This window comes from Streptomyces sp. NPDC007189, from assembly GCF_040703635.1.
Classification (GTDB): domain Bacteria; phylum Actinomycetota; class Actinomycetes; order Streptomycetales; family Streptomycetaceae; genus Streptomyces.
In genome coordinates this window covers 43,856-69,229 of sequence record NZ_JBEYEY010000005.1, presented here as the reverse complement: position 1 = coordinate 69,229, position 25,374 = coordinate 43,856, and the positions used below count along the sequence as shown (strand labels likewise).

At 72.3% G+C, this 25,374-nt stretch carries 22 protein-coding genes; 7 read left to right on the top strand and 15 right to left on the bottom strand.

What is annotated here, in order from left to right; all coding sequences use genetic code 11:
- Positions 1-17: 17 nt before the first annotated feature.
- The 4 genes from AB0950_RS12335 to AB0950_RS12320 form a co-directional block, all read right to left on the bottom strand.
- Positions 18-2,006 carry an ATP-dependent DNA helicase gene (locus AB0950_RS12335; protein WP_360148355.1) on the bottom strand — a complete coding sequence of 663 codons (1,989 nt, stop codon included), beginning with the start codon at positions 2,004-2,006 and terminating at the stop codon, positions 18-20.
- A 220-nt stretch (positions 2,007-2,226) separates the two neighbouring features.
- Positions 2,227-3,027: a GNAT family N-acetyltransferase gene (locus tag AB0950_RS12330; RefSeq protein WP_360148358.1), complete on the bottom strand. Its 801-nt coding sequence runs from the start codon at positions 3,025-3,027 to the stop codon at positions 2,227-2,229.
- Positions 3,028-3,095: 68 nt separating this feature from the next.
- A complete protein-coding gene (locus AB0950_RS12325) occupies positions 3,096-5,051 on the bottom strand; it encodes an IucA/IucC family protein (RefSeq protein WP_366778462.1) in 1,956 nt (651 codons plus the stop codon).
- Between the two features lie 277 nt (positions 5,052-5,328).
- The gene (locus AB0950_RS12320; protein ID WP_366778461.1) at positions 5,329-6,795 is read right to left on the bottom strand and encodes a diaminobutyrate--2-oxoglutarate transaminase family protein; all 1,467 of its coding nucleotides are present in this window, start codon (positions 6,793-6,795) and stop codon (positions 5,329-5,331) included.
- 760 nt (positions 6,796-7,555) lie between these two features.
- Between AB0950_RS12320 and AB0950_RS12315 the strand changes: the two genes are divergently transcribed.
- Positions 7,556-8,779, top strand: coding sequence for a hypothetical protein (locus AB0950_RS12315; RefSeq protein WP_360148364.1), 1,224 nt, complete (start codon positions 7,556-7,558; stop codon positions 8,777-8,779).
- Between the two features lie 180 nt (positions 8,780-8,959).
- On the opposite strand, the gene hflX is transcribed toward AB0950_RS12315, so the two are convergent.
- The 6 genes from hflX to miaA form a co-directional block, all read right to left on the bottom strand.
- The gene (gene hflX / locus AB0950_RS12310; protein ID WP_360148367.1) at positions 8,960-10,450 is read right to left on the bottom strand and encodes a GTPase HflX; all 1,491 of its coding nucleotides are present in this window, start codon (positions 10,448-10,450) and stop codon (positions 8,960-8,962) included.
- Positions 10,451-10,741: 291 nt separating this feature from the next.
- Entirely contained in the window at positions 10,742-12,502 is a 1,761-nt protein-coding gene (locus AB0950_RS12305; protein WP_366778460.1) for a M1 family metallopeptidase, read from the bottom strand.
- Positions 12,503-12,745: 243 nt separating this feature from the next.
- A complete protein-coding gene (locus AB0950_RS12300; protein WP_360570090.1) occupies positions 12,746-15,001 on the bottom strand; it encodes an HD domain-containing protein in 2,256 nt (751 codons plus the stop codon).
- A 283-nt stretch (positions 15,002-15,284) separates the two neighbouring features.
- Positions 15,285-16,154: a diaminopimelate epimerase gene (gene dapF / locus AB0950_RS12295; protein ID WP_366778459.1), complete on the bottom strand. Its 870-nt coding sequence runs from the start codon at positions 16,152-16,154 to the stop codon at positions 15,285-15,287.
- A 159-nt stretch (positions 16,155-16,313) separates the two neighbouring features.
- A complete protein-coding gene (locus AB0950_RS12290; protein ID WP_360148555.1) occupies positions 16,314-16,763 on the bottom strand; it encodes a hypothetical protein in 450 nt (149 codons plus the stop codon).
- A 500-nt stretch (positions 16,764-17,263) separates the two neighbouring features.
- Entirely contained in the window at positions 17,264-18,202 is a 939-nt protein-coding gene (gene miaA, locus AB0950_RS12285; RefSeq protein WP_360148379.1) for a tRNA (adenosine(37)-N6)-dimethylallyltransferase MiaA, read from the bottom strand.
- A gap of 181 nt (positions 18,203-18,383) precedes the next feature.
- Here miaA and AB0950_RS12280 point away from each other — a divergent pair, with 181 nt between their 5' ends.
- Together AB0950_RS12280 and AB0950_RS12275 are read left to right on the top strand one after the other, a co-directional pair.
- Positions 18,384-18,677, top strand: coding sequence for a hypothetical protein (locus tag AB0950_RS12280; RefSeq protein WP_360148382.1), 294 nt, complete (start codon positions 18,384-18,386; stop codon positions 18,675-18,677).
- A 24-nt stretch (positions 18,678-18,701) separates the two neighbouring features.
- Positions 18,702-18,986 (top strand): antitoxin, encoded by a 285-nt coding sequence (locus tag AB0950_RS12275; protein ID WP_360148385.1) that lies wholly within the window; start codon positions 18,702-18,704, stop codon positions 18,984-18,986.
- Between the two features lie 161 nt (positions 18,987-19,147).
- Here AB0950_RS12275 and AB0950_RS12270 read toward each other — a convergent pair whose 3' ends face one another.
- A complete protein-coding gene (locus AB0950_RS12270; RefSeq protein ID WP_360148388.1) occupies positions 19,148-19,870 on the bottom strand; it encodes a class III extradiol dioxygenase subunit B-like domain-containing protein in 723 nt (240 codons plus the stop codon).
- A 142-nt stretch (positions 19,871-20,012) separates the two neighbouring features.
- The gene (gene miaB / locus AB0950_RS12265) at positions 20,013-21,542 is read right to left on the bottom strand and encodes a tRNA (N6-isopentenyl adenosine(37)-C2)-methylthiotransferase MiaB (protein WP_360570082.1); all 1,530 of its coding nucleotides are present in this window, start codon (positions 21,540-21,542) and stop codon (positions 20,013-20,015) included.
- A gap of 111 nt (positions 21,543-21,653) precedes the next feature.
- Between miaB and AB0950_RS12260 the strand changes: the two genes are divergently transcribed.
- Positions 21,654-22,079: an SRPBCC family protein gene (locus AB0950_RS12260; RefSeq protein ID WP_360148394.1), complete on the top strand. Its 426-nt coding sequence runs from the start codon at positions 21,654-21,656 to the stop codon at positions 22,077-22,079.
- Between the two features lie 29 nt (positions 22,080-22,108).
- On the opposite strand, the gene AB0950_RS12255 is transcribed toward AB0950_RS12260, so the two are convergent.
- Entirely contained in the window at positions 22,109-22,381 is a 273-nt protein-coding gene (locus AB0950_RS12255) for a hypothetical protein (RefSeq protein WP_366778458.1), read from the bottom strand.
- 41 nt (positions 22,382-22,422) lie between these two features.
- Between AB0950_RS12255 and AB0950_RS12250 the strand changes: the two genes are divergently transcribed.
- Entirely contained in the window at positions 22,423-23,091 is a 669-nt protein-coding gene (locus AB0950_RS12250) for a protein-L-isoaspartate(D-aspartate) O-methyltransferase (protein ID WP_366778457.1), read from the top strand.
- A gap of 30 nt (positions 23,092-23,121) precedes the next feature.
- Here AB0950_RS12250 and AB0950_RS12245 read toward each other — a convergent pair whose 3' ends face one another.
- A complete protein-coding gene (locus AB0950_RS12245; RefSeq protein WP_366778456.1) occupies positions 23,122-23,871 on the bottom strand; it encodes a protein phosphatase 2C domain-containing protein in 750 nt (249 codons plus the stop codon).
- Positions 23,872-24,006: 135 nt separating this feature from the next.
- Between AB0950_RS12245 and AB0950_RS12240 the strand changes: the two genes are divergently transcribed.
- Together AB0950_RS12240 and AB0950_RS12235 are read left to right on the top strand one after the other, a co-directional pair.
- Positions 24,007-24,366: a DUF6204 family protein gene (locus AB0950_RS12240; RefSeq protein WP_360148406.1), complete on the top strand. Its 360-nt coding sequence runs from the start codon at positions 24,007-24,009 to the stop codon at positions 24,364-24,366.
- A 48-nt stretch (positions 24,367-24,414) separates the two neighbouring features.
- A complete protein-coding gene (locus tag AB0950_RS12235; protein WP_366778455.1) occupies positions 24,415-24,858 on the top strand; it encodes a MarR family transcriptional regulator in 444 nt (147 codons plus the stop codon).
- A 34-nt stretch (positions 24,859-24,892) separates the two neighbouring features.
- Here the strand turns inward: AB0950_RS12235 and AB0950_RS12230 are convergent, their stop codons facing one another.
- Positions 24,893-25,363, bottom strand: coding sequence for a MazG nucleotide pyrophosphohydrolase domain-containing protein (locus AB0950_RS12230; protein ID WP_360148412.1), 471 nt, complete (start codon positions 25,361-25,363; stop codon positions 24,893-24,895).
- Positions 25,364-25,374 lie beyond the last annotated feature (11 nt).

Sequence of the window (25,374 nt, the reverse complement as noted above, 5' to 3'; positions counted from 1 at the left end):
GTCGGGCGACCCCGCGATCACTTAGCGGTCTGCTGTGCCTCGGCCGCCTTCGCCGCCGCGTCGATCGCGGCGAGCGACTTGCGCACCTGGTTACGGTCCGTGGTGTACCAGAAGTCCGGCAGTGACGCCTTCAGATAGCCGCCGTACCGTGCGGTCGCCAGCCGCTGATCCAGTACGGCGACCACGCCCCGGTCTCCCGAGGCACGGACGAGCCGGCCGGCGCCCTGGGCCATCAGCAGGGCCGCGTGGGTGGCGGCCACCGCCATGAAGCCGTTGCCTCCCGCGTCCTCCACCGCCTTCTGCCGGGCGCTCATCAAGGGATCGTCGGGACGGGGGAACGGGATCTTGTCCATCACGACCAGCTGACAGCTCGGCCCCGGCACGTCGACGCCCTGCCACAAGGAAAGGGTGCCGAACAGACAGGTCTTCGGGTCGGCCGCGAAGTTCTTGATCAGTTCGCCGAGGGTCTCCTCGCCCTGGAGCAGGATCGGGAACTCGGGAATCCTCGAGCGCAGCTCCTCCGCCGCGAGCTGCGCGGCCCGCATGGACGAGAACAGCCCGAGGGTACGGCCGCCGGCCGCCTGGATCAGCTCGGTCAGCTCATCCAGCATGTCGGAGCGCTCCCCGTCTCGCGCGGGGCGCGAGAGGTGCCGGGCGACGTAGAGGATGCCCTGCTTGCGGTAGTCGAAGGGCGAGCCGACGTCGATGCCCTTCCACTTCGGCAGGTCCTGGCCCTCCATACCCTCGGGGCCGAGCCCCAGGGAGGCGCCCACGCCGTTGAAGTCACCGCCCAGCTTGAGGGTCGCCGAGGTGAGGACGACGGCGCGGTCGGAGAAGAGCTTCTCCCTGAGCAGTCCGGAGACCGACATGGGCGCGACCCGCAGGGAGGCGCCGAAGCGGTCGTGCCGCTCGTACCAGACGACGTCCCACTCCGAGCCGTTCAGGACCCGCTCCGCCACGTCGTGCACCGTCTCCACCGAGGCCAGTGCCTGCTTGCGGACCGCGTCCTCGTCCTGCACCGACTTGTCGCGGGTCGAGCCGAGCGCGGTGATGACCGTGCGCGCGGCGTCCCGCAGGGCCATCAGGGCATAGCCGAGATCTTCGGGGATCTCCTCCAGACTGCCCGGCAGGGCCAGCTCCATCAGCCGCTCGAAGCCCTCGGCGGCGGTCTGCAGCTGGTCGGCGGCCTTCTCGTTGACGAGCTTGGCGGCGCGGCGCACCGCCCGGTTGACCTGGCCGGGCGTGAGCTCGCCGGTCGCGACGCCGGTGACGCGGGAGACGAGTTCATGGGCCTCGTCCACGATCAGCACCTCGTGCTGCGGCAGCACGGGTGCGCCCTCGATGGCGTCGATGGCGAGCAGCGCGTGGTTGGTGACCACGACGTCGGCGAGCTTGGCACGCTCCCGGGCCATCTCCGCGAAGCACTCGGCGCCGTAGGCGCACTTCGACGCGCCCAGGCACTCCCGAGACGACACGGAAATCTGCGCCCAGGCACGGTCCGACACGCCCGGAGTGAGGTCGTCCCGGTCGCCGGTCTCCGTCTCGTCCGACCAGTCCCGCAGCCGCAGAAGATCCTGGCCGAGCTTGCTGGTGGGCGCGGCGGCCTCGAACTGGTCGAAGAGACTGTCCTCCTCGTCCTGGGGCATGCCCTCGTGCAGGCGGTGCAGGCAGAGATAGTTCGACCGGCCCTTGAGCATCGCGAACTCCGGGCGGCGGCGCAGCAGCGGGTGCAGGGCCTCCACCGTGCGCGGCAGGTCGCGCTCCACGAGCTGGCGCTGCAGCGCGAGGGTGGCCGTGGCGACGACCACCCGTTCCCCGTGCGCGAGCGCCGGCACCAGATAGCCGAGCGACTTGCCGGTGCCGGTACCGGCCTGGACCAGCAGGTGGGATCCGTCGTCGATCGCCTCGGCGACCGCTTCGGCCATGGTCACCTGGCCGGGGCGCTCCGTGCCGCCCACAGCGGTGACAGCGGCGTGCAGGAGTTCGGGGAGTGAGGGCTTCGTCATAGCCCGACCACCCTACGGCCCGGCACTGACAAACGGGCGACCAAGACGGGGAGGGAGGGCGGGATCACGGCCGGGCTCCTGGATGGGTGAGTGGGTGGATCAGGCAGTGGATGAGCGGGGGGACGAGAGAGTGGTGGTGGGCCGAAGAAAATTTCTGGGATCGGCGGGAACTCGCCCGGCACGCCAGTCGTACTACATGTGACAGCGCGCTCACGCAGCGCTACAGGACATCGCGCAGGACCCGGTCCCGGATCATGAGGGCGGCCCGCTTGACGGGTAGGTCGACCTCGTCCGCGAACCGGAATCCCGCGCTCAGGAACGCTGCGACGGAGGGGGTGTTGCGAAGATCGGGTTCTGCTACGACCCGTGCGCACGCGGGGCGCCGGTCCAGGATCAGGTCGGCCACGGCCCGCAGCAGAGCAGAGCCCACGCCCCGCGCTCGGTCCGCGGCTTCGCCGACGAGGAGATGGATGCCGGTGTCGTGCGGCCGGGCCGGGTAGTGGCGGGCCAGTGGATCCAGGTCCGCCCGGTAGATCTCCCAGTAGCTCATCGGTGTGCCGTCCAGTACGCCGAGGCAGGGCACGCTGCGTCCGTCGCCGTCGAGTTGCGCGCGCAGATGCTCCTCCGTCCGGTTCGGGGGCCCGGCCAGCTCCCAGAATTCCGCGACGGCGGGGTCGTTCATCCAGCGATGGACGAGCGGCAGGTCGTGATCGATACGCACAGGAACGAGGTGGAAGGAGCCGACGCGAGTGACCACCGGACCCCACGTGTGGAGCCGGCCCAGGAGATAGCCGGTGCCTCCGGCGAGGAGCGCGAGGAAATCGGTGGGCAGATGCAGGTCCAGCGTTTCCTCGCAGTCCCCGTCGTCGTCCTCGATGGCGAAGCCCGCGAAGGGGGCACTCCGGCTGCCCGTTCGGTCCGCGGCGGGGCCGCCGGAGGCCTGGTGAGCAGGCGCGCCCGCGTGGGTGGGGGCGCCGGGACGGGCAGGGCCGGGGCCGGCGTTCGCGTCGGTGGGAGGCATGGTGCGCTCCTCTCAGGAGACGAGGTGGGTCATGTTCCTCGGCAGGGCGGGGAGACGGTTCGATTCGCTCAGGAATGAAGGGGGTTGGCGATGGTGACGTAGACGGACTGGGTGTCGACCGGGCCGACGAGTTCGTCCAGGCCGTGCAGCCGGGTCAGCAGGTTGGCCTTGCAGCGCAGCACGGGTGAGTCGAGCAGGTGCCGTGGCAGGGGGGTGCGCAGTGCTGCGGGTCCCGCGGCGACCTCGCTGAGGAAGCGGCGGAAGCACGCGAGGAGGAGCCGCTCGTCGGCGAGGCGTTGGGAGCCGAATGCGCCGATCAGGCCCAGCACGTTGTTGACGGCGAGGTAGTAGGCGAAGCGTTCGTCGGTGACCTCGTCGGAGACGAAGGTGTCGCTGCGCTCGCCGAGGCCTGGCAGCCGGGCATCCAGCTCGGCCCGCCGGGACTCGCGGAAGTAGTAGCCCTGGTTGTCGCGGTAGCGGCCGCCGACGGGCCAGCCGTAGCCGTCGAGCAGGAGCAGGGTGTTCTGCTGGTGGGCCTCGAGGGCGATGCCGGCCTCGCTGTCCAGCCACAGCACGGGGCGGACGACCTGCTCCAGGTAGCGGAGGAACCACTCCACGGCAACGGCTCCGACCGGTCGGCCGGTGCGGGCGGCGAGCCTTTCCACGAGTTCGGCCAGCCGTGAACGCATGGGCCAGGCCGTCGGCGGCGTCGAGGAGTCGGCGCCGTCGGGGACGGGCCGGGGCGAGACGAATCCGGCGACACAGCCGACGTTGTCGGTCGGGGTGAACGGGTTGTGCCTGATCACCACGTCCAGTCCGGGCACCGGCCGGCCCTCTGGGTCGTCGACGGCGAGCCACGCCGGGTCACGGACGATGTCGAAGCCGGGGTGCGCGGCCTGCCACTGCTTGAACAGGCCGGAGCGCAGGAGCCGGTGGACCTCGACTCCCCGATGGAGTTCCTTGCGCAGGTTCTCGCGGCGGGAGTTGGTGAGGCGCAGGCCCAGCGACAGCTTGAGCATCGCGGGGGCGCCGGGCCGGTGGACCGTGCGTACGGAGGAGGTGGGATGCCAGGGGGCGCCGAGGGGGCCGAGGTCGCGCAGGAGGCCGGAGTCGAGCAGGGCGCCGACGGACTCGCGGTGGCGCAGATCACGGGCCTGCCAGGGGTGCAGGGGCAGGGCGGCGTAGCCGTCGGGCAGCGGAAGGCCAATCTCGGCGAGGCGTCGGGTGAGGTGGCCGGCCGGCACGGGTCGGCCGCGTTCGGTCCAGGCCGAGTCGGTCGCGAGGAGAGAGGAGGCGACAGCCATCCAGTGCAGCGGGAAGGAGCCGCGCAACTCCGGTGAGTAGAGGCAGGTTTCTGCCTCGGTCAGGCCTTCCCGGCTCTTGGGAGTCGGGTGCAGGGGGTGTCCGAGGACGAGCGCCTGCTCGGCGGAGAGGAAGAGGTCGGGGACATCGGTGGGGTGCTCGCGCCGCTCGCGGAGGAAGGTCGCGGTGCGGCGGAGGGAGTCGGCCACCCTGGCCACGAGGTCACCGCCGTCGCCGGGATCCGCGGTGCCCGGACGAGTCTCTGTGCCGGACGTGGCGCTCGTGTCACCGGCCGCCTCCCGGGTGAGCAGCGCCGCCAGGGTGACGGCGTCGACGGCGGGGGCGGTGTCGGGGGCGTTTGCCAGGCGCGGTGGGCCGAAGCGGTGCGTGCCCGTGGGGGACCAGTAGCGGACCGGCACGAGCAGGCAGGTGCCACTGGCCGGAAGCGGGAGGCGCAGGGTGCCGGCGGTCGGGGCGGCGGGGGCTGTCTCACGGACCCAGCACCGCAGAAGGTTCTCCACGGTGGCCGCCTGGGCCGCGGTGCGCGGGTCGGGATGCTCCAGCAGGTCGGCGCCCGGCTCGGTGACTCGGGTGAGATCAGCGGTGCGGCGCTTCTGCTGGGGAACCGACTCGACGAGCGGCACCGGAGAGGCCGGGGCGCCGGAGTCTCCCTGTTCGTCGGGAGCGCCGGAGCTGCCGTCGGGAGTGGGGCTGGCGTTCATGACGGCTCCTCGTGGCTGGCTGGGGAGGTGCGGGGCTCGTGCCGTCGCTCGGGCGGTGTTCCTGCGCGGCCGGCGGTTGCCTCGGCGGTGTCGGCGGTTGCCGCGGCCGAGGACCAGGCCGGTGGGGAGAGCGGGCGTGCACGAGTGGGTTGTGGATGTGACAGGGGTGGCCGGCTTCGGCCTGAAGGTCCTTGAGAGGAGGTGAATTTGGATGGGGAAGGCAAGCGGTCCGAGGGCTGGGGCGGGCGTCGGGAGCCGGGCGGTGCGGGCGCGGGTCTCAGCCCGCGCGCTGGGCAGGGCCGTGGTGTGGACGGCGGTGTGGGCCGTGCTCCTCGTAGGCGCGGGCCACCGCGGCCACCGCGTCCGCGAGGCGGTCCAGCACGGCCATGGCCTGCTCGTCGCTGATCGTGAGCGGGGGCAGCAGCCTGACCACGGCCGAGTGCCGGCCGCCGAGTTCGACGATCAGACCGCGGTGGAGGCATTCCCGCTGGACGGCCACGGCGAGTTCGGGCGAGGCCGGGTACGGGGCGCTGGCGGGGTCCGGGCAGACGGATTCCGGGACGACGGATTCCGGGACGGTGGGTTTCGGGCCGGTGGGCGTGGGGTGGTCGTGGGGCTCGGATCCGGTGCCTTCCGGGTTCACCAGCTCCACCCCGATCATCAGCCCACGCCCCCGCACCTCACCGACGCACGCGAACGTGTCGGAGAGCTCCCTGAGTTGGTCCAGCATGCGGGCGCCGAGTTCGGCGGCTCGTGCGGCGAGGCCGTTCTCCCGGACGTAGGCGAGGGTCGCGGTGCCTGCGGCCATGGCGAGCTGGTTGCCTCGGAAGGTTCCCGCGTGGGCGCCGGGCGGCCAGACGTCGAGGTCGTCCCGGTAGACGATCACGGCCAGCGGGAGGCTGCCGCCGATGGCCTTGGACAGGACCATGACGTCGGGGGTGATGCCGCTGTGGTCGACGGCCCAGAAGGCACCGGTCCTGCCCACTCCGGTCTGGATCTCGTCGGCGATCAGCGGGACGGACCGGTCCGCGGTGAGCTGTCGCATACGGCGCAGCCAGTCGTCCGGTGCCGGGATCACCCCGCCCTCGCCCTGGACGGGTTCCAGGATCATCCCGGCGGGCAGGGGAACGCCCGACTTGGGGTCGTCGAGGAGGGACTCGGTCCAGCGGGCGGCGAGTTCGGCGCCGCGCGGCCCGCCGACGCCGAAGGGGCAGCGGTAGTCCTGGGGATAGGGCAGGCGGGCGACCTGCACGTCGCGGGCGTCGCCGGAGACGGCCAGGGCGCCGGCGGTCATGCCGTGGTAGGCGCCGGTGAAGGCGAGGATGCCGGTGCGGCCGGTGGCCGCGCGGACCAGTTTGAGGGCGGCCTCGACGGCGTCGGTGCCGGCCGGCCCGCAGAACTGGACGCGGGCACGGTCGGCGAGGCCAGGAGGGAAGGTGCGGAACAGCTCGGTGATGAAGGCGTCCTTGACGGGGGTCGCCAGGTCGAGGACGGAGAGGGGCGCGCCGGAGTCGAGGACCCTGCGGATGGCTTGCAGCACGACCGGATGGTTGTGTCCGAGGGCGAGGGTGCCGGCCCCGGACAGACAGTCCAGGTAGCGGCGGCCGTCGGCGCCCTCGATGGTGAGCCCGCGAGCCCGGACCGGGACGATGGGCAGGGCCCGGGCGTAGGTGCGGGCGGAGGATTCACGCGCCGACTGACGTCTGAGGATCCCCTCGTGCAGCGCACGCGCTTGCCCGGGCATGCCCCCGGCCATCGACTCCGTAACGGCCACGGCTCGCTGTCCTCCTGGCTGTCCACAGGCGTGTTGGTCGGCGGGGACCGGGTGCAGGCAGCTGGCCCCCCACCGCTACAACCGCGAAGGGTTCGACGGGTTACGGTTTCACCCAAGATCATTACCGGGACGGGAAGGCGGCACGCGCGGTGCGCGATAGCCGGGGGGCCGTCCGGCGGCAGAACGCACGGGTCGGTGGGGCGAAGACCGCCCGGGGGCACAACGCACGGATCCGTGGGGCGAAGATCGCCCGGCGGCACAACACACGGATCCGTCGGGCGAAGACTGCCCGGGGGCATAACACACGGGACGGTAAAGGGAAGACCGCCCGGCGGCGTAGCACACGGGACCGTGCAGCGAACACCGCCCGGCGGCACAACACACGGGACGCTGAGGCGAACACCGGCGGCCGGAAGGGCAGGGGCGGCTGTCGGGCGTGGGCGGCGGGCCGGAGGGCGGCCTCGGCGCCGGACTCGCCCGCCCCGAAGGCACTGGCCTGATGACGCCCGCACCGGTGAGTGAACGTCAAATCGGGCAATCCGTGGATGACGGGCCTGGTCAGACGGCTTGTAGCCGAACCGTTGCCGTTCCGGCGGCAGTCCCCCACAGCGAGCGCATAGTGTGTGATGCCGTTCCTAGACGGTCGTGAGACCGGCATGAACTCCCCATGAGTTCACGGCCGGTGGCACGGCCGAAGCGCCGAGTACCTTCATTCAGGGGGAGTCAGAGCATGCGATCCATACGGCCGTCGTTCACCGTTCGGCGAGGGAGTGGCCCCCGCCGGACCTCCCCCGCACTGGCGGCGGTCGCCCTCGCCTCGGTGCTGGCGCTGACCGCCACCGCCTGCAACGGCGACGACACGGCCGACGGCAAGCCGAGCGCCTCGGCGACCGCGGCCAGTGGCGGCGACGGCAAGATCAAGATCCCGGACGACCTCAAGCAGAGGCTGAAGGAACACGGGATCGACATCGACAAGTGGAAGAACGGCGCCTGGAAGAACTGGAACAAGCAGGACTGGCTGCGCGAGGCCAACGACTTCATCAACCCGATCATCAAGGGTCTGTGGGACCCCGACCGGATGCGTCACGCAAACGACCCCAACAAGGGTGTCCACGACAACGACATCTCCGGTGACCAGGGCGTGACGGACCCGACCCCGCAGCCGGTGAAGGCCCAGGCGGTCGTGCCGCCGTACCACACCAACGCGGCCACCTCGGGCAAGGTGTTCTTCGACTCGCCCGAGGGTCACATGGTGTGCTCGGGCACGGTCGTGGAGGACCCCGCGCACCCGGGCAAGTCCAACCTGGTGTGGACGGCGGGGCACTGTGTGCACGCCGGCAAGAACGGCGGCTGGTACCGCAACATGGCCTTCGTGCCGTCGTACAACAACTCCGGCAAGTCGGTTGCCCAGTTGCAGAACGCCAGCCGGTCCGAGATCGCGCCGTACGGCGTCTGGTGGGCCGATGGGGCGCGTACCTCGCAGCAGTGGATCGACCAGGGCGGTGAGAGCGGCGGCAACGGTGCGCCGTACGACTTCGCGGTGATCCACGTGACCCCGGAGCAGGGCAACGGCGGCAAGTCGCTGGAGGAGACGGTCGGCGGGGCGCTGCCGGTGAACTTCGACGCGCCGGCGGTGCCGAAGGTCAGCAGCATCACCGCGTCCGGCTACCCGGAGGCGGCTCCGTTCGACGGTCAGCTGCTGTACCAGTGCAAGGACAAGCCGGGCCGGCTGTCCATCAACCAGTCGGACCCGACGATGTACCGGATCGGCTGCACGATGACGGCTGGTTCCTCCGGCGGCGGCTGGGTGGAGACGGGTGCCGACGGCAAGCCCGCGCTCGTGTCCAACACGTCCATTGGTCCGGTGACCTCGGGATGGCTTGCCGGTCCTCGGCTGGGTCCGGTGGCCAAGGATGTGTACGCGTCGGTGAGCAAGAAGTTCGCCGGGCAGTAAGGGCGGCAAGCTTGGACGTCTCGCCATAGGGGTGCTGTGCGCCGGCGGCAGACTGTCGTCTGCGGCTGTTCGCGCACACGTGGCGAAGCCGCATGTTGACACGGCCCTGCGCCCCTGACGGAGTGCACGAAGGCCCGCCCCCTCGTACAGAGGGAGCGGGCCTTTTGGTGCAGCCGTGGGTCAGGCCGCTGAGACCGGGGTGTACGGCGCCAGGTCCGCTGCCAGTTCCTCGTGCACCCGGACCTTGAGCAGGGTGCCCTCCGCGGTGTGCTCCTCGGAGATCACCTCGCCCTCGGTGTGGGCGCGGGCGACGAGCTTGCCGTGCGTGTACGGCACGAGCGCCTCGATCTCGACCGAGGGACGGGGCAGCTCGTTGTCGATCAGGGCGAGCAGCTCGTCGATGTTCCGGCCGGTGCGGGCCGAGACGGCGATGGAGCGCTTCTCGACCCTGAGCAGCCGCTGGAGGACCAGCGGGTCGGCCGCGTCCGCCTTGTTGATCACGACGATCTCGGGCACGTCGGTGGCGCCGACGTCCCGGATCACCTCGCGCACGGCGGCGAGCTGCTCCTCCGGGTTCGGGTGCGAGCCGTCCACCACGTGCAGGATCAGGTCGGAGTCGCCGACCTCCTCCATGGTGGAGCGGAACGCCTCGACCAGGTGGTGCGGCAGGTGCCGGACAAAACCGACGGTGTCCGCCAGCGTGTACAGCCGGCCGCTCGGGGTCTGGGCCCGGCGGACGGTCGGGTCCAGGGTCGCGAACAGGGCGTTCTCGACCAGGACGCCGGCGCCCGTGAGGCGGTTGAGCAGGGAGGACTTGCCTGCGTTGGTGTAGCCCGCGATGGCGACGGACGGCACCTTGTTGCGCCGGCGCTCCTGGCGCTTGACCTCGCGGCCGGTCTTCATGTCCGCGATCTCCCGGCGCATCTTCGCCATCTTCTCGCGGATCCGGCGCCGGTCCGTTTCGATCTTGGTCTCACCGGGGCCACGCGTGGCGAGGCCGCCGCGACCGCCACCCATCTGCCGGGACAGGGACTGACCCCAGCCGCGGAGCCTGGGCAGCATGTACTGCATCTGCGCGAGCGCGACCTGCGCCTTGCCCTCGCGGGACTTGGCGTGCTGGGCGAAGATGTCCAGGATCAGGGCCGTACGGTCGATGACCTTGACCTTGACGACGTCCTCCAGCTGGATCAGCTGGCCCGGGCTCAGCTCACCGTCGCAGATCACGGTGTCCGCGCCGGTCTCGAGCACGATGTCCCGCAGCTCGGCGGCCTTGCCGGAGCCGATGTAGGTGGCCGCGTCGGGCTTGTCGCGCCGCTGGATCACGCCGTCGAGCACGAGCGCGCCCGCGGTCTCCGCGAGGGCGGCCAGCTCTGCGAGGGAGTTCTCGGCGTCCTGCGAGGTGCCGGTGGTCCACACTCCGACGAGCACGACCCGCTCCAGGCGGAGCTGTCGGTACTCGACCTCGGTGACGTCCTCCAGCTCGGTGGACAGGCCCACCACGCGGCGCAGGGCCGCGCGCTCGGAGCGGTCGAACTGGTCGCCGTCCCGCTCGCCGTCGATCTCGTAGCTCCAGGCGACGTCCTCTTCCATCAGGGCATCGGCCCGAAGACCTTCGGGATAGGCGTGCGCGAGGCGCTTGGTCTCCTGGGAAGGGGAAGAAGAGGAGGTCATTGGATCCTTACGTCGATGGGATGCCGTTGCGGCGTCGGTGGCGCGGCCCTGCGGGACCGCGTGTATGTCTCAACGTACGAGTGCCCCGGGAGATTCCCGTGTCCCGTCCCGCCCGACCCGAAGATGGTCGCACGAGGCGGCTCGCCCCGTCACCGTGTTATCGCGCGCCCGCGGTGCCCGGGCTCTCGCCAGGCCGCCAACCGTCCGGCTTCACGGCCCCGGTTTCACCGCACACTCCCCGGCCTCACGGCCCCGGCCGCACCGCGCGCTCCCGGCCTCACGGCCCCGGTTTCACCGCGCGCTGCCCGGCTTCCCCGCACCGCCGCCGTGAGCCGCGGTGTGGCCGTGCGCGGCGCGGCCCGCGGGTCCGGCGGCCTTGGCCGGGGCCAGGGGCTTCCAGTCCGGGTGGCCCGGCATCGGCGGGGTCTTCTCGCCGTACAGCCAGTCCTTGAAGAAGCCGGTCAGGTCGCGGCCGGAGACCGCCGAGGCCAGCTGCACGAAGTCGGCGGTACCGGCGGTGGAGTCCCGGTGCTCGCTGACCCAGACGCGCTCCAGCCGTTCGAAGGCCGGCCGGCCGATCTCCTGGCGCAGGGCGTAGAGGACCAGGGCCGCGCCGTCGTACACGCTGGGCCGGAAGATGCCGATCTTCTGGCCCGGGGCGGGCGGCTTGGGCCGGGCCGGCGGACCGCCCGCCTGGCGCCAGCGGTCGGAGGCGCCGTAGGCGGCCTTCATCCGCTCCTCCATGGGCCGGTGCGCGGTCTCCTGGGCGTACAGCTCCTCGTACCAGGTGGCGTGCCCCTCGTTCAGCCAGACGTCGGACCAGGTGCGGGGGCTGACGCTGTCGCCGAACCACTGGTGGGACAGCTCGTGCACCATGATCGACTCGACGTACCACTTCGGGTACGCGGGCTCGGTGAACAGGTTCTTCTCGAAGAGCGAGAGGGTCTGTGTCTCGAGTTCGAACCCGGTGGAGGCCTGGGCCATGAGCAGGCCGTACGTCTCGAAGGGGAACGTCCCGACCTTGCTCTCCATCCAGGCGATCTGCCCGGGCGTCTTGGCAAGCCACGGTTCGAGGGCCTTGGCGTCGGAGCCGGGCACGACGTCGCGCACCGGCAGCCCGTGCGGTCCCTCGCGGCGCAGCACGGCGGAGCGGCCGATGGACACCTGGGCGAGTTCGGTGGCCATGGGGTGCCGGGTGCGATAGGTCCAGGTGGTGGTACGGCCGGCCCGGTCCGCTCCGGCGGGCAGGCCGTTGGCGACGACGGTGTAGCCGTTCGGGGCGGTGACGTGGAAGGTGAACAGCGCCTTGTCGGACGGGTGGTCGTTGCATGGGAAGACCAGGTGGGCGGCGTCGGCCTGGTTGGCCATGGCGAGACCGTCGGTGGTGCGCACCCAGCCGCCGTCCTGGTTCTTGGCGGCGACGGGATCGCTGGTGTGCCGCACCGTGATCCGGGTCCAGCTGCCCTCCACCAGGGGGCTCTCCGGGGTGACGACCAGGTCCTCGCCGGTGCTGGTGAAGGACGCCGGACGCCCGTCGACGTCGACCGACCGCACGGTGCCGTGCGCGAAGTCGAGGTTGATCCGGTCCAGGTCGGCGGTGGTCCGGGCGTCGATGGTGGTGACGGCCTGGAGGGGTTTGTCGTTGCTGCCGGGATAGGTGAGGGACACGTCGTACGACGCCACGTCGTAGCCGGGGTTGCCCAGGTACGGGTAGAGCCGGTCGCCGATGCCGAGCGGCTCGGCCTGGGCCGCGGCGGCGAGGAGGCAGACGGAGACGGCGGAGGCGAGCAGCGCCGCCTTCTGATGCCGGGAGATCCGGGGCCGGGTGCGGAGCCGGGTGGTCCTGGACCGGACGGTACGGGGCTCGGCGCCGGACTGGGTGGTACGGGGCTCAGCGGCGCCGGACCGGGCGGTACGGGGCTCGGCGGGGCCGGACCGGGCGGTACGGGGCTCGGCGGGGCCGGACCGGGCGGTACGGGGCTCGGCGGGGCCTGGCTGGACGGTGCGGGTGTGGGAGCGGGCGTGCGGGTCGACGCGGGGGTTGAGCGGCATGGACCACCGCTACCAGTGCGCTTCCGCGCCACGACGACGACTCGCGTCCGGCCCACCCGAACGGGTTTCGTCCGAAGGGCCTTCTGATCCAAGTCCGGCGGGCCTTCAGGTCAAGCGCCCAGCGCGCCTCGGATCAACACTCCCGGGCTTGCGATCAATCAACCGGCGCCCTTCCCTCCATACCGGCGGCCCCAGCATCCCGGAGGCAGCACCGGGCAAGCCCCCCGCCCCCGCCGGTGGTCCTCAGTCCCCCTGCGTCTGATGCTGGGCGCGGGCCACGTCGTACACGCCCGGGACGTCGCGCATGGCGCGCATCACGGACGGGAGGTGGGCCGCGTCGGGGAGCTGGAGGGTGTAGGTGTGCCGGACCCGCTGCTGGCTGGGCGGTTCCACGGTCGCCGAGACGATGTCGGCGCCCGCCGAGGAGATCGCCTCGGTGAGGTCGGCGAGCAGATGGGGGCGGCCGAACGATTCAGCGACCAGGGTGACCCGGCACTCTGTGGTGTCCCCCCAGCGCACGCCGATCTCCGCGCGCCCCTTGCTCTTCATGTGCGCCACCGCGGCACACTCCACCCGGTGCACGGTCACCACTCCCCCGCGTACCGCGAACCCGGTGATCTCGTCCGGCGGCACGGGCGTACAGCACCCCGCGAGCCGTACGGAGGTGTCCGGCCGGTCCACGAGGACGTCGGGGCGCCGGAGGCGGGCGGGGTCGGCCCCCGGCGCCGGAGCGGCGCCGGCGCGCGCACTGGTCAGAGGGCGTTGCGCGGCATCAGCGCGCACGCCGGTCGCGGGGCGTTGCGCGGCGGTGTCCTCGCCCGGTTCGGTGCGGGGGTCGGACGCCTCCTCCGTCCCGGCGCCGCCGCCGGGGTGCGTGGCCAGCCAGCGCTGGATGGCGATGCGGGCCGCCGGGGTGTGGGCGTGCTCCAGCCATTCGCGGGAGGGCTCGGAGGCGGGGTCCTGGCCCATGAGGAGCTGGACGGTGTCGCCGTCCTTCAGGACGGTGCTGAGGGTGGCCAGGCGGCCGTTGACGCGGGCGCCGATGCAGGCGTGCGCGTCCTCGCCGTACTGGGCGTAGGCGGCGTCCACACAGGTGGCGCCCTCGGGCAGGCCGAGGGTGCCGCCGTCGGGGCGGAAGACGGTGATCTCGCGGTCCTGGGCGAGGTCCTCGCGCAGGGTGGACCAGAAGGTGTCGGGGTCGGGTGCGGCCTGCTGCCAGTCGAGGAGGCGGGAGAGCCAGCCGGGGCGGGTGGGGTCGGCACGCTCGCCGTCGGTCGGGGCATCGGAGGCGGAGGCGTCGGAGGCCGCGGCGTACGGGTTGCCGAGGGCGACGACGCCGGCCTCGGCGACCTTGTGCATCTGGTGGGTGCGGATGAGGACTTCGACGACCTGCCCGTCGGGGCGGGCGACGGCGGTGTGCAGCGACTGGTACAGGTTGAACTTCGGTACGGCGATGAAGTCCTTGAACTCCGAGACGACCGGCGTCATACAGGTGTGCAGTTCGCCGAGGACGCCGTAGCAGTCGGCGTCCTCGTTCACCAGCACCAGCAGGCGGCCGAAGTCGGTGCCGCGCAGCCGCCCGCGTTTGCGGGCGACGCGGTGGACGGAGACGAAGTGGCGGGGGCGGATGAGGACTTCGGCCTGGAGGCCGGCCTCGCGCAGCACCCCGCGCATCTCGTCGGCGACCTCCGCGAGCGGGTCGTCGCGGCGGGCGGCGTTCTCGGCGATCAGTTCGCGGGTGTGCTCGTACTCCTCGGGGTGGAGGATGGCGAAGACCAGATCCTCCATCTCGGTCTTCAGGGCCTGCACGCCGAGGCGTTCGGCGAGCGGGATGAGGACGTCGCGGGTGACCTTGGCGATCCGCGCCTGTTTCTCGGGGCGCATCACGCCGAGGGTGCGCATGTTGTGCAGGCGGTCGGCGAGTTTGATCGACATCACCCGCACGTCGCTGCCGGTGGCGACGAGCATCTTGCGGAAGGTCTCCGGCTCGGCGGCGGCGCCGTAGTCGACCTTCTCCAGTTTCGTGACCCCGTCGACGAGATAACGGACCTCCTCGCCGAACTGTTCCCGCACCTGATCGAGCGTCACATCGGTGTCCTCCACGGTGTCGTGGAGCAGGGAGGCGGTCAAGGTCGTGGTCTCGGCGCCGAGTTCGGCGAGGATCAGGGTCACCGCGAGCGGGTGGGTGATGTACGGCTCGCCGCTCTTGCGCATCTGGCCGCGGTGCGAGGACTCCGCGAGGACGTAGGCGCGGCGCAGCGGGTCGAGGTCGGCGTCGGGGTGGTGGGCGCGGTGTGCCTCCACGACGTGGCTGATCGCGTCGGGCAGCTTGCCGCGGACGGCGGGGCCGAGCAACGCGGCCCGGCCGAGCCTGCGCAGGTCGATCCGGGCCCGGGATTTCCTGCGGTCCGCCCTGGGCACCGCGGGGGCGGTGGCCGCCGCGGACGCCGTGGGCGCTACCGGGCCAGGACTCGCGGGGTTCGTGGCCTCCGCACTCATGGGCACCTCCGGCTCGTGGACCGGCGGACGGGGCCCCAGGGCGTACGCGGCTCAGGGATGGCGACGTTCCCCCGTCCGTGCCGGTGCTTGATGCTATCGAGCCCACCACGTGCGACCGACCGCCTCTCGCCGAGCGTGAAACGGATCACCCATTCGAGCGAAGACATCGATGTTTAGGATTTGCGCCAACCGTCGTGGGGTCAGCCGTGGTTCCCCTCACCCCCGGTCAACGGAAACCGCTGATCGGGGAGCTGAGGGCGTCTTTCCGGCTGGTCGCGCCGGATCAGCGCAGGGCGCTTTCCAGCCAATCTCCGTCGATCTCGCCCTCGGCGACGATCACGGCGGGTCCGGTCATCTCGATCTCGCCGTCGGGCCGTTCGGTGATGGTCAGACGGCCGCCGGGCAGGTCGACGGTGTACGTGACGGGGGTGCCGGTCACCGCGGGGTCGGCGCCGTCGCGGCGGGCCGTGGCCACGGCGACCGCGCACGCGCCCGTGCCGCACGAACGGGTCTCGCCGGAGCCGCGCTCGTGCACGCGCATGGCGACGTGGCGGGGGCCGCGGTCGACGACGAACTCGACGTTGACCCCGTCCGGGTAGGCGGACGCCGGGCTCACCGGCGGCGGGCTGTAGAGGGTGCCGGCCTGCGCCAGGTCGTCCACGAAGGCGACCGCGTGCGGGTTGCCCATGTTCACGTTCCGCGCGGGCCAGCTGTGCGCGCCGACGCTCACCGTGACCTCGCCCTCCGGCAGCCGGGCGCGGCCCATACCGACGGTGATGTCGCCGTCCTTGGCGATGTGGACGGTCTTCACGCCCGCGCGCGTGGCGATCGCGAGGTCGCCTTCGCCCACATGACCGGCGTGCTGGAGGTAGCGCGCGAACACACGGACGCCGTTGCCGCACATCTCGGCGACCGAGCCGTCGCCGTTGCGGTAGTCCATGAACCACTCGGCCTCGGCCGCCATCGCCCGGGCCTCCGGGTGCGCGGTGGAGCGCACCACGTGCAGCACCCCGTCCCCGCCGATGCCGGCCCGGCGGTCGCACAGGGCGGCGACGGCGGCCGGGCTCAGGTCGAGGGCGTTCTCCGGGTCCGGGACGATCACGAAGTCGTTCTCGGTGCCGTGACCCTTGAGAAAGGGGATCGCTGTGCTCATTCCTCGATCGTACGGGGTCGCTGCGCTGGGCTGGGCCGATGGGAGGCGGGGTGGTCGGGGTGGTGGGAAGCCGCGGCCCGGTGGGGGTTGATCGCGCAGTTCCCCGCGCCCCTTCAGGGCCGCGCCGCTCCGGGGCCGCGCCGCTTCGGGGCTCGTGTTCTAGCGGAGCCTTGCCACGCGCCACACCGCGAGGACGACCACCACGGCCACCAGGAGCACGTACCCGAGGACGACCCGCCAGTCGGGGCGGCGACCGGAGCCCCGGGCGGGCAGGCCGGGCCAGGTGTAGCCCACGCGGCGGGCGGCCATCATGCCCCAGCCGGCGGCGCAGGAGCAGATCAGCAGGCCGAGCATGGCGATGACGGCGCCGCTGTCGCCGAAGTCGAAGGCGAGCGGGAAGGCGAACATCAGGGAGCCGACGGCGGACAGTCCCACGATGGGCGCGAGCTGCCACAGGCGCAGCCTGCGCTGCGGACGCAGCTCCACCTCGACCTTCGGACCGCCGGAGTACATCTCCTCCGGCTCGGGCCCGTCGTCGGTCACTCCGTCCGGCACCTCGTCGGGGCCGTCGTCGGTCAGCCGGGCTTCACCGAGGGGCTCCTCGCCCAGCCGGGCGTCAGCCACGGGCTCGTCGCTCAGCCGGGCGTCTCCCAGGGGCTCCTCGCTCAGCCGGTCCTCGGCCGGCCGCTGCTCGATCACGCGGGCCTCCGCGCGGCGGCCCTCGGCGGGATGCCCGTCGGCCAGGCCGACACGCTCCGTGTGCAGGCGGCCTCCGGACAGCCGGTCCCCGCCCAGCCGCTCTCCGTTTCGCCGCTCTTCGGCCAGGTTCCGAGTGTCTTCGGCCAGGTTCCGGCCGTCTTTGACCAGGTTCCGGCCGTCTTCGGCCAGACGGTCCTCGGCCAGGCAGTCGTCGGCCGGACGGCCGCCGCGCGGGTCCGGTTCGTCACCGGCGGTGGTGACGTGCTCGGCACTGTGTGCGGTGTCGCGAGGGCCGGCCTCCATCGCCACGCGCCCTCCCAACTAGGCTCCACTTGGTCGATCGAAGCTCGATGATGGCACGGCGCCGAAGGCAGCGATGACCGGCGGCGCATCCCGATGCCATGACGTGATCAGGCTGTAACCGGTCGTTCGACCAACGCCAGTGCCTGGTGCGGAAGTTCCCGGCGGTCCGCCACGGCCCCGCTCAGCCAGTGCACCCGGGGATCGCGCCTGAACCACGAATCCTGACGGCGCGCGAAGCGCTTGGTCGCACGCACGGTCTCGGCCCGCGCTTCCGCTTCCGTGCACTCCCCGGCGAGCGCCGCCAGCACCTGCTGGTAACCCAGCGCACGCGACGCCGTGCGCCCCTCGCGCAACCCCTGCGCCTCGAGTGCGCGCACCTCGTCCACGAGACCGACCTCCCACATCCGGTCGACGCGGCGCGCGATGCGCTCATCCAGTTCCGGACGGGCCACGTCGACCCCGATCTGGACGGTGTCGTACACGGAGTCGTGGCCCGGCAGGTTCGCGGTGAAGGGCCGGCCGGTGATCTCGATCACTTCCAGCGCCCGGACGATACGGCGGCCGTTGCTCGGCAGGATCGCGCGGGCGGCCTCCGGGTCGGCGGCGGCCAGCCGGGCGTGCAGCGCGCCCGAGCCGCGCAGCGCCAGCTCCTCCTCCAGACGGGCCCGGACCGCGGGGTCGGTGCCCGGGAACTCCAGGTTGTCGACGGCCCCGCGAACGTACAGGCCGGAGCCGCCGACCAGGATCGGCCAGCGGCCCTCGGCGAGCAGTGCGTCGATCCGGGCGCGGGCCAGCTTCTGGTACTCGGCGACGGAGGCGGTGACGGTGACGTCCCAGATGTCCAGCAGATGGTGCGGGACGCCGTCGCGTTCCTCGGGCGTCAGCTTGGCGGTGCCGATGTCCATCCCTCGGTACAGCTGCATGGAGTCCGCGTTGACGACCTCCCCGCCGAGCTGCTGGGCGAGGAAGACGCCGAGATCGGACTTTCCGGCCGCGGTGGGGCCGACGACGGCGATGACGCGGGGGGTGGAGGGTGCACTGCTCACCGCACCAGTCTCGCAAACCTCCGGGGGGTGCCTCGAACGAGTTACGTGACGGGTCGGGTCCCTGGTCGTTGCCCGTGCGGATACCGCCATTCGGATCACCGGAGGCGGTGACCCGGGCGGCGCAACCGTACGCACCGGGTGACGCGGGAATTCGCCCGCACGAGTACCGTATGGAGTGGATATGGGCGTTTTTGCACGACTCCTCGGCAGGTCGAAGACGACTCCGGAGGCGTCGGCCGCCGAGGCGCAGACCGGCGCGGAGCCGGACGGGGCCGAGGCGGAGGGAGCGGAGTCGGCTCAGGCCGAGGCGGCCGGCACGGCGGAGGCGAAGGGTTCGGCCGGGGACGCGAGCGAGGACGCGGCGGCGTGCTGCGACACCGCCGCGGACGACGCGTCCGACGGTTCCGGCATCCCCAAGCAGCAGTCCGCCGAGGAGGCCGCCGACAACGAGTCCGGCGAGGGCGCCCGGAGGTAACTGCCCCGCGAGGGAAGGTGGACCATGGGTCTGATGGACAACATGAAGGCCAGGCTCGGCCCGGCCAGGGACAAGGTGTCGGACCTCGCGCGACAGCACGGGGACAAGGTCCAGCACGGCATCGACAAGGCCGCGAAGGTCGTGGACGAGCGGACCAAGGGCAAGTACAGCGACAGGATCCACGCGGGTACCGGGAAGGCCAAGGAGGCGGTCGACCGCCTCGCGCACAAGGAAGGTCCCGGCCCGGCGCAGGCCACCGACCGGCCGACGACCCCCACGCCGCCTGAGGGCCCGCCACCGGCTTCCTGAGTCTCGCAACGGCATGCACACCAAGGGCATGCGGAACGGCGGACGGCCGCGGAGCACACCGGCTCCCGGCCGTCCGCCGTTCCGTCCCGCACGTACGACTGCGCCCCGGCCCGGACACGCGCGCGTGGGCAGCGCGATCCGGCCCCGATGGTCCCCAGCCCCTAGGACCAGGCAGCCACCACATACCCCACGCCGTACGGCGCGTCCTCGTACAGCAGGGAGCCGGTGAGGTTCCTGTCCTGCGCGGCGCCGGCCAGGATCTGCCAGGGGGCCCGGCCGGAGGCCTTCAGTTCGTGCGCCAGAACGGGGTCGAGCGCCTGGAGGGCCGGGACGTCCGCCGTGCCCAGCGCCCGCGCGACCGCCGCGTCGAAGGGCGCCGCCCGCTCGTCGAGGTAGCCCGGCGCCTTGACTGTGCGGCATGCGCTGGCGTCTCCCATCACCAGCAGCGCCACCCGCTCCGCCCGGGCGCCGATCTGCCGGCCGGCTTCGGCGCACCGCTCGGGCGCCAGCGATTCTTCGACCCCGAGTCCTTCGATGGGGGCATCCGCCCAGCCGGTCCGCTCCAGCAGCCACGCGCCGACGGCCAGCGACGGCGGCAGCTCGCGCTCGGAGGGCTCTCGGGCGGTGTCCCCGGCGGGGCCCAGCCGTACCCGCACGTCGACCCCGAATCCGCGGAAGGACCCCGGAGTGCCCTGCGGGAACGTTCCGCGTCCGCTCTCCCCGGCGGACCCGACGACCACCAGGAGGTCCGGGCGGGCGGCCGCGAGCACGCCGAGCGCGTCGGAGCACGCCGAGCGCGCGGCGTCCATCTCGGGAGCGGCGCCCGCGGCCACCTCGGGCACGAGCAGCGGAGGGCAGGGACAGACTGCGGCGGCGACAAGCATGATCGGCAGGGTACGCCGTACGACGGCCGCCGGCCGAGTCGGTCCTCGACGGGCACGCCGGTCAGGCCGAGGACGTGAGCACGTCCTCGTCACCCTCGCCGGCGCGCCCTGTCGCGGTCTGCCGCCGGGTGGCCGAAGGCGGTCAGTCGCAGCCGCAGCCGCTGCCCGTCGCGACCGGCAGCGGCTCCGGCGCGCCGACCCTCGGCAGGCCCAGCATGACGCCGGCCGGCTTGGCGGCCTCGGCGGAGTTGCGCTTCTCCCAGGCGTCGCCCGCGCGCGTGCGGCGCACGGACAGGACGGACCCCTCGGCGAGGAGGTGGTGCGGGGCGGCGTACGTCACCTCGACCGTGACCACGTCACCGGGGCGCACCTGCTGCTCCGGCTTGGTGAAGTGGACCAGGCGGTTGTCGGGGGCGCGGCCGGAGAGGCGGTGCGTGGCGCCGTCCTTGCGGCCCTCGCCCTCGGCGACCATCAGCTCCAGCGTGCGGCCGACCTGCTTCTTGTTCTCCTCCCAGGAGATCTCCTCCTGGAGGGCGACGAGCCGTTCGTAGCGCGCCTGGACGACCTCCTTGGGGATCTGGTCGTCCATGGTCGCGGCCGGGGTGCCGGGCCGCTTGGAGTACTGGAAGGTGAAGGCCTGCGCGAACCGGGCCTCGCGGACCACGTGCAGGGTCTGCTCGAAGTCCTCCTCGGTCTCGCCGGGGAAGCCCACGATGATGTCGGTGGTGATCGCGGCGTGCGGGATGGCGGCCCGGACCTTCTCGATGATCCCGAGGTAGCGCTCCTGCCGGTAGGAGCGGCGCATCGCCTTCAGCACGGTGTCCGAGCCGGACTGCAGCGGCATGTGGAGCTGCGGCATCACGTTCGGCGTCTCGGCCATGGCGGCGATCACGTCGTCGGTGAAGTCGCGCGGGTGCGGGGAGGTGAAGCGGACCCGCTCCAGGCCCTCGATGGTGCCGCAGGCGCGCAGCAGCTTGCTGAAGGCCTCGCGGTCGCCGATGTCGGAGCCGTAGGCGTTGACGTTCTGGCCGAGCAGCGTGATCTCGGAGACGCCCTCGGCGACCAGCGCCTCGACCTCGGCGAGGATGTCGCCGGGGCGGCGGTCCTTCTCCTTGCCGCGCAGTGCCGGGACGATGCAGAAGGTGCAGGTGTTGTTGCACCCGACGGAGATCGACACCCAGGCCGCGTAGGCGCTCTCGCGCCGCGTCGGCAGGGTGGAGGGGAACGCCTCCAGCGACTCGGCGATCTCGACCTGCGCCTCCTCCTGCACGCGGGCGCGCTCCAGCAGGACGGGCAGCTTGCCGATGTTGTGCGTGCCGAAGACGACGTCCACCCAGGGCGCCTTCTTCACGATGGTGTCGCGGTCCTTCTGCGCGAGGCAGCCGCCGACCGCGATCTGCATGCCGGGCCGCGAGGCCTTCTTCGGCGCGAGCCGGCCGAGGTTGCCGTACAGCCGGTTGTCGGCGTTCTCCCGCACGGCGCAGGTGTTGAACACGACCACGTCGGCGTCCCCGTCCGACCCCTCGGGGGCCCGGACGTATCCGGCGTCTTCCAGCAGGCCGGCCAATCGCTCGGAATCGTGGACGTTCATCTGGCACCCATAGGTGCGGATCTCGTAGCTCTTGGGTGCGTGCACGTCCACTGCGGGGCTCCGGTCGCTGCTGCTGGTCATGCGTCAAGGGTAGGCGCTGTCGGAAGAGCCCTCGTCCCGCCTCCTCGGCCTCGCCGGGCGCACACTGGTAGCAGAAGGCCATGCGTCATGCGCTGCACATGGAGGTACGCCATGAGCACCCTCGAACTGCACGTCGACGTCGACGTCCCGATCGACGCGGCCTGGGACTCCCTGCACCGGTTGGAGAACTACCCGCGCTTCGTGCAAGGGGTGCGGGGCGCCCGTACGGAGGCGGGGGGCAGAGCACATCTGGAGGTCGAGGCGGGCGGCCGTTCCCGTGAGGTCGAGGCCGAGGTGACCGACCGCGGGGAGCACGTGATGGAGTGGCTCACCACGAGCGCCCCGGAGCTGACGGGTTCCTTCTCGGTCCAGCCGATCGACCGGGACCACACCCGCATCCAGGCGCGGGTCGAGTACGACCCCGAGACCGTCCGGGACACCTTCGGCGGCCCGAAGGGGTTCGCCCAGACCAACGCGATCCAGCGGCTCGTCCGCAGCGACCTGGAGCACTTCAAGGAGTACGTGGAGCGCGGGTGAGCGGCCGGACACGGTAGCCGAAGCGCCCGTCAGATCTCCATCACGGCGGCGCAGTCCGGGCAGACGAGCGAGGCGTGTTCCTCGGGATACCAGGGGGCTCCCGCGCCTTCGGAGGGCGCTGCGGCCGTCTCCATGGCGAAGGTGTCCTTGCCGCACAGGGTCCGCGGCCCCGCGGTCGTGCGCGACCCGGGGACGGCCGGCGCCGCGTGCACCCTGCGGACGCGCCGTTCCACGCCGGTCCGTTCCGCGGCGGAGCGCGTGGCCGCCGGGTTGTCGAGTTCGTAGACGACGATCTCGCTCATGCCTCCACGGTAGGCGTCCGCGCCGTGGAGGGCGCGAGGGGGTGAGCCGGTCCGTGCACGCCGTACCCGGAGCACCGGACGATCTCGTGCGGGCCCTGGTGGCCGCCGGGGTCGCGGACGAGCGGCTGCTCGAAGCCGTACGGGCGACGCCCCGGGCGGAGTTCGTCCCGGCCGGTGAGCGGGCCGCCGCCTACCAGGACGTGCCCGTCCCGATCGGCGAGGGGCAGGTCACCACGCAGCCCTCGCTGTCCGCCCTCATGATCGAGGCCCTCTCGCTGAGCGGGTCGGAGCACGTCCTGGAGGTCGGTACGGGCCTCGGTTTCCAGACCGCGCTGCTCGCCCGGCTGGCCGCCGACGTGGTCAGCGTCGAGATGCGGCCGGGCATGGCCCGCCGGGCGCGCGAGAACCTTACGCGTCACGGTGTGCGGAACGTGGACCTGCGGGTCGGCGACGGCAGCGGCGGTGTGCCGGACCGGGCGCCGTACGATGCCGTGCTCGTGTCGGCCGCGTTCCCCGAGGTGCCCGCGCCGCTGGCCGCGCAGGTGCGGCCGGGTGGCCGCCTGGTGCAGCCGGTCGGGCCGGGCGGGCACGAGCAGGTCGTGTGCTTCGCGCGCACCGCCTCCGGGCTGACGCGGCTGCGGGTGCTGACCGCGGCCTGCTTCGTCCGGCTGCGGGGGCGGTACGGCTTCCCTACGGACGAGAGGGAGTGACGCGCAGGAGTCTGCCGCGCTACGCCAGGCTCACTCGTCCGAGACGCGTACGACCGCCAGCGTGATGTTGTCCGGGCCGCCCGCCTCGATGGCGGCCTTCCACAGCTCGAAGGCCGCCCGGCCGTCGTCGTGCTCGCGCATCACCTCGTCGAGGACGTCCGTCGGCACCGGATCGGTCAGACCGTCGGTGCAGACGAGATAGCGGGCGCCCGGCGAGAGGGACTCGGTGGTCACATGGGGGCGGACGGGGCGGTACGAGGGGCTGCCGCCCAGGCACTGGGTGACGATGGACGTGGTGCGCTGCCCGGGCTCGAGCGGCGGACTGTCGTCGACGCTCACCTGGCGCAGCCCGTCGCCGGACGCCGCGAAGACCCGGCTGTCGCCCACGTTGAACACCAGCAGCGAGTCCGGCTGCACGACGAGCCCGGCGACCGTCGTGCCCATGGCGGCGAGTTCGCCCGGCTCGTCGCCTCCGGCGGCCTCGTACACGGAGCGGTTGCAGGCGCTCAAGGCGTCGCGCAGGGTGTCATCGCTGCTCAGGGCGGGGCCGAGGGACGCGATCCGGCGGGCGACCAGAGCGCTGGCCACGTCGCCGCCGGGATGCCCGCCGAGGCCGTCGGCGACGGCGACGACCAGGGGCGTGCCGAGCGGGAAGACAAAGGTCTGCGGGCTCTCCGTCACCGTGGCGCACAGCGTCCACGGCCCGGCCACCAGGCTGTCCTCGTTGCGTTCGCGCAGCAGCCCGGGATGGCTCAGCGCACTCACCGCCACGTACCGCATGCAACGCACCGCCCTGTGAGAGCCGGCAGCCGCCGTCCGGCTCCGGTCGCCGCCGGTGTACGGGTCCAGGGTAGGCACGATCAGCCTCCGGAAACCCGGTGGATGCGGCGGGCCCGCCGTGTCTAGGGTCGCGGGATGACCACTCGCACCTTCCGGATCACCGTCCGCGGCGCCTTCGACGGCCTCACCGACGCCCAGCGGGCGGCGCTGCTGGCCGACGCCGCCGAGCACGACGCGCTGCGCGCCGCGTTCACGCCCGAGGGCACCCTCACCTACGACATCGCCGCCCGGCCGGCGTTCGTCTTCCGCTTCTCCGACACCGGGGAGGAAGAGGAGGACGCCTTGGAGGCGACCGAGCGGGCCGAGGCGGCGGCGAAGGCCTGGCTGACCGAGCGCGGCTACGGCTTCAAGCACCTCCGCTGCACCGCCGAGGACCTCTCCCAGGCCCCGATGGGCAAGCGGCAGCGGCGCGCGGCCCGTTCGAACGGCGCATAAACTTGACTACTCAAGGACATGGCAAGCGAGTGCGGGGGTGCCTGGGCGGTGAGTGACACCCTGGACGCGGCGCTGCGGCTGGTACGGGCCCAGGCGGCGCTCGTACGGCGCTTCGACTCCCGGCTGAGCGGGCTGCACGGCGTCAGCCTCGCCGACTTCACCCTGCTGCTGCGGCTGTGGCAGGCGCCCGGCGGACGGATGCGCCGCGTCGACCTCGCCGAGGCACTGGGCATGACGGCCTCCGGGGTCACGCGCGGGCTGGCGCCGTTGGAGCGGATCGGACTGGTGACCCGCGAGCCGGACGCACGGGACGCGCGCGTGGCCTACGCGTCGCTGACCGCGACGGGCCGGCGGCGACTGCGGGAGATGGTCGCCACGGCCGAGGAGACCGCCTCGGAGATCTTCACCGGCCCCGTGTGGAGCGGCGAGACCATCGCCCAGCTGTCGTCCCTGCTCACCCGCCTGGGCGGCACCGGCCTGACCGGCGGCTGACCCTCGGCACGCGTTTCCGGCGAGACTCGTCCGGCTAGGCGCTCGTCTGCTTCTCGTTCGCGGCGCTCGTCCGCTGCTGGTCGCTCGTCCGGGGAGAACCGTTCTGTGCCGCCGGTATCCAGCCCTGGCGGCGCAGTACGGCCGACACGTCCGGCGCGCGGTAGTGCTCGCCCTTGAGGACCTTGCCGTCGGCCCGGCGGGCGACCTGACCGTCCGGGCCGAGCTTGCTCATGTTGGCGCGGTGGATCTCGGCGATCACCTGATCGAGGTCGATGCCGTGCACCAGCGCCGTGCCGTACGCCACGTAGACCACGTCCGCCAGTTCGTGCGCGAGTCTGTCCAGCGGGCCGTCGACGGCCACCTCGGCGACCTCCGCGGCCTCCTCGGCGAGCAGTTCCCCGCGGTGCGCGGCCAGTTCGGGGTCCACCTCCGTCGGCGTACTGCGGGCGTCCAGGCCGAAGGCGTGGTGGAACTCTCGGACGAGGTCGGCGGGCGAAGTGCTCATGCGACGACTGT

What these genes read in the sequence shown, in the direction of transcription:
- AB0950_RS12335 (WP_360148355.1), bottom strand. Translation starts at nt 2,006, where the DNA reads ATGACGAAGCCCTCACTCCCCGAACTCCTGCACGCCGCTGTCACCGCT.
- AB0950_RS12330 (WP_360148358.1), bottom strand. Translation starts at nt 3,027, where the DNA reads ATGCCTCCCACCGACGCGAACGCCGGCCCCGGCCCTGCCCGTCCCGGC.
- AB0950_RS12325 (WP_366778462.1), bottom strand. Translation starts at nt 5,051, where the DNA reads ATGAACGCCAGCCCCACTCCCGACGGCAGCTCCGGCGCTCCCGACGAA.
- AB0950_RS12320 (WP_366778461.1), bottom strand. Translation starts at nt 6,795, where the DNA reads ATGCCCGGGCAAGCGCGTGCGCTGCACGAGGGGATCCTCAGACGTCAG.
- AB0950_RS12315 (WP_360148364.1), top strand. Translation starts at nt 7,556, where the DNA reads ATGCGATCCATACGGCCGTCGTTCACCGTTCGGCGAGGGAGTGGCCCC.
- hflX (WP_360148367.1), bottom strand. Translation starts at nt 10,450, where the DNA reads ATGACCTCCTCTTCTTCCCCTTCCCAGGAGACCAAGCGCCTCGCGCAC.
- AB0950_RS12305 (WP_366778460.1), bottom strand. Translation starts at nt 12,502, where the DNA reads ATGCCGCTCAACCCCCGCGTCGACCCGCACGCCCGCTCCCACACCCGC.
- AB0950_RS12300 (WP_360570090.1), bottom strand. Translation starts at nt 15,001, where the DNA reads ATGAGTGCGGAGGCCACGAACCCCGCGAGTCCTGGCCCGGTAGCGCCC.
- dapF (WP_366778459.1), bottom strand. Translation starts at nt 16,154, where the DNA reads ATGAGCACAGCGATCCCCTTTCTCAAGGGTCACGGCACCGAGAACGAC.
- AB0950_RS12280 (WP_360148382.1), top strand. Translation starts at nt 18,384, where the DNA reads ATGGGCGTTTTTGCACGACTCCTCGGCAGGTCGAAGACGACTCCGGAG.
- AB0950_RS12275 (WP_360148385.1), top strand. Translation starts at nt 18,702, where the DNA reads ATGGGTCTGATGGACAACATGAAGGCCAGGCTCGGCCCGGCCAGGGAC.
- AB0950_RS12270 (WP_360148388.1), bottom strand. Translation starts at nt 19,870, where the DNA reads ATGCTTGTCGCCGCCGCAGTCTGTCCCTGCCCTCCGCTGCTCGTGCCC.
- miaB (WP_360570082.1), bottom strand. Translation starts at nt 21,542, where the DNA reads ATGACCAGCAGCAGCGACCGGAGCCCCGCAGTGGACGTGCACGCACCC.
- AB0950_RS12260 (WP_360148394.1), top strand. Translation starts at nt 21,654, where the DNA reads ATGAGCACCCTCGAACTGCACGTCGACGTCGACGTCCCGATCGACGCG.
- AB0950_RS12255 (WP_366778458.1), bottom strand. Translation starts at nt 22,381, where the DNA reads ATGAGCGAGATCGTCGTCTACGAACTCGACAACCCGGCGGCCACGCGC.
- AB0950_RS12245 (WP_366778456.1), bottom strand. Translation starts at nt 23,871, where the DNA reads ATGCGGTACGTGGCGGTGAGTGCGCTGAGCCATCCCGGGCTGCTGCGC.
- AB0950_RS12240 (WP_360148406.1), top strand. Translation starts at nt 24,007, where the DNA reads ATGACCACTCGCACCTTCCGGATCACCGTCCGCGGCGCCTTCGACGGC.
- AB0950_RS12230 (WP_360148412.1), bottom strand. Translation starts at nt 25,363, where the DNA reads ATGAGCACTTCGCCCGCCGACCTCGTCCGAGAGTTCCACCACGCCTTC.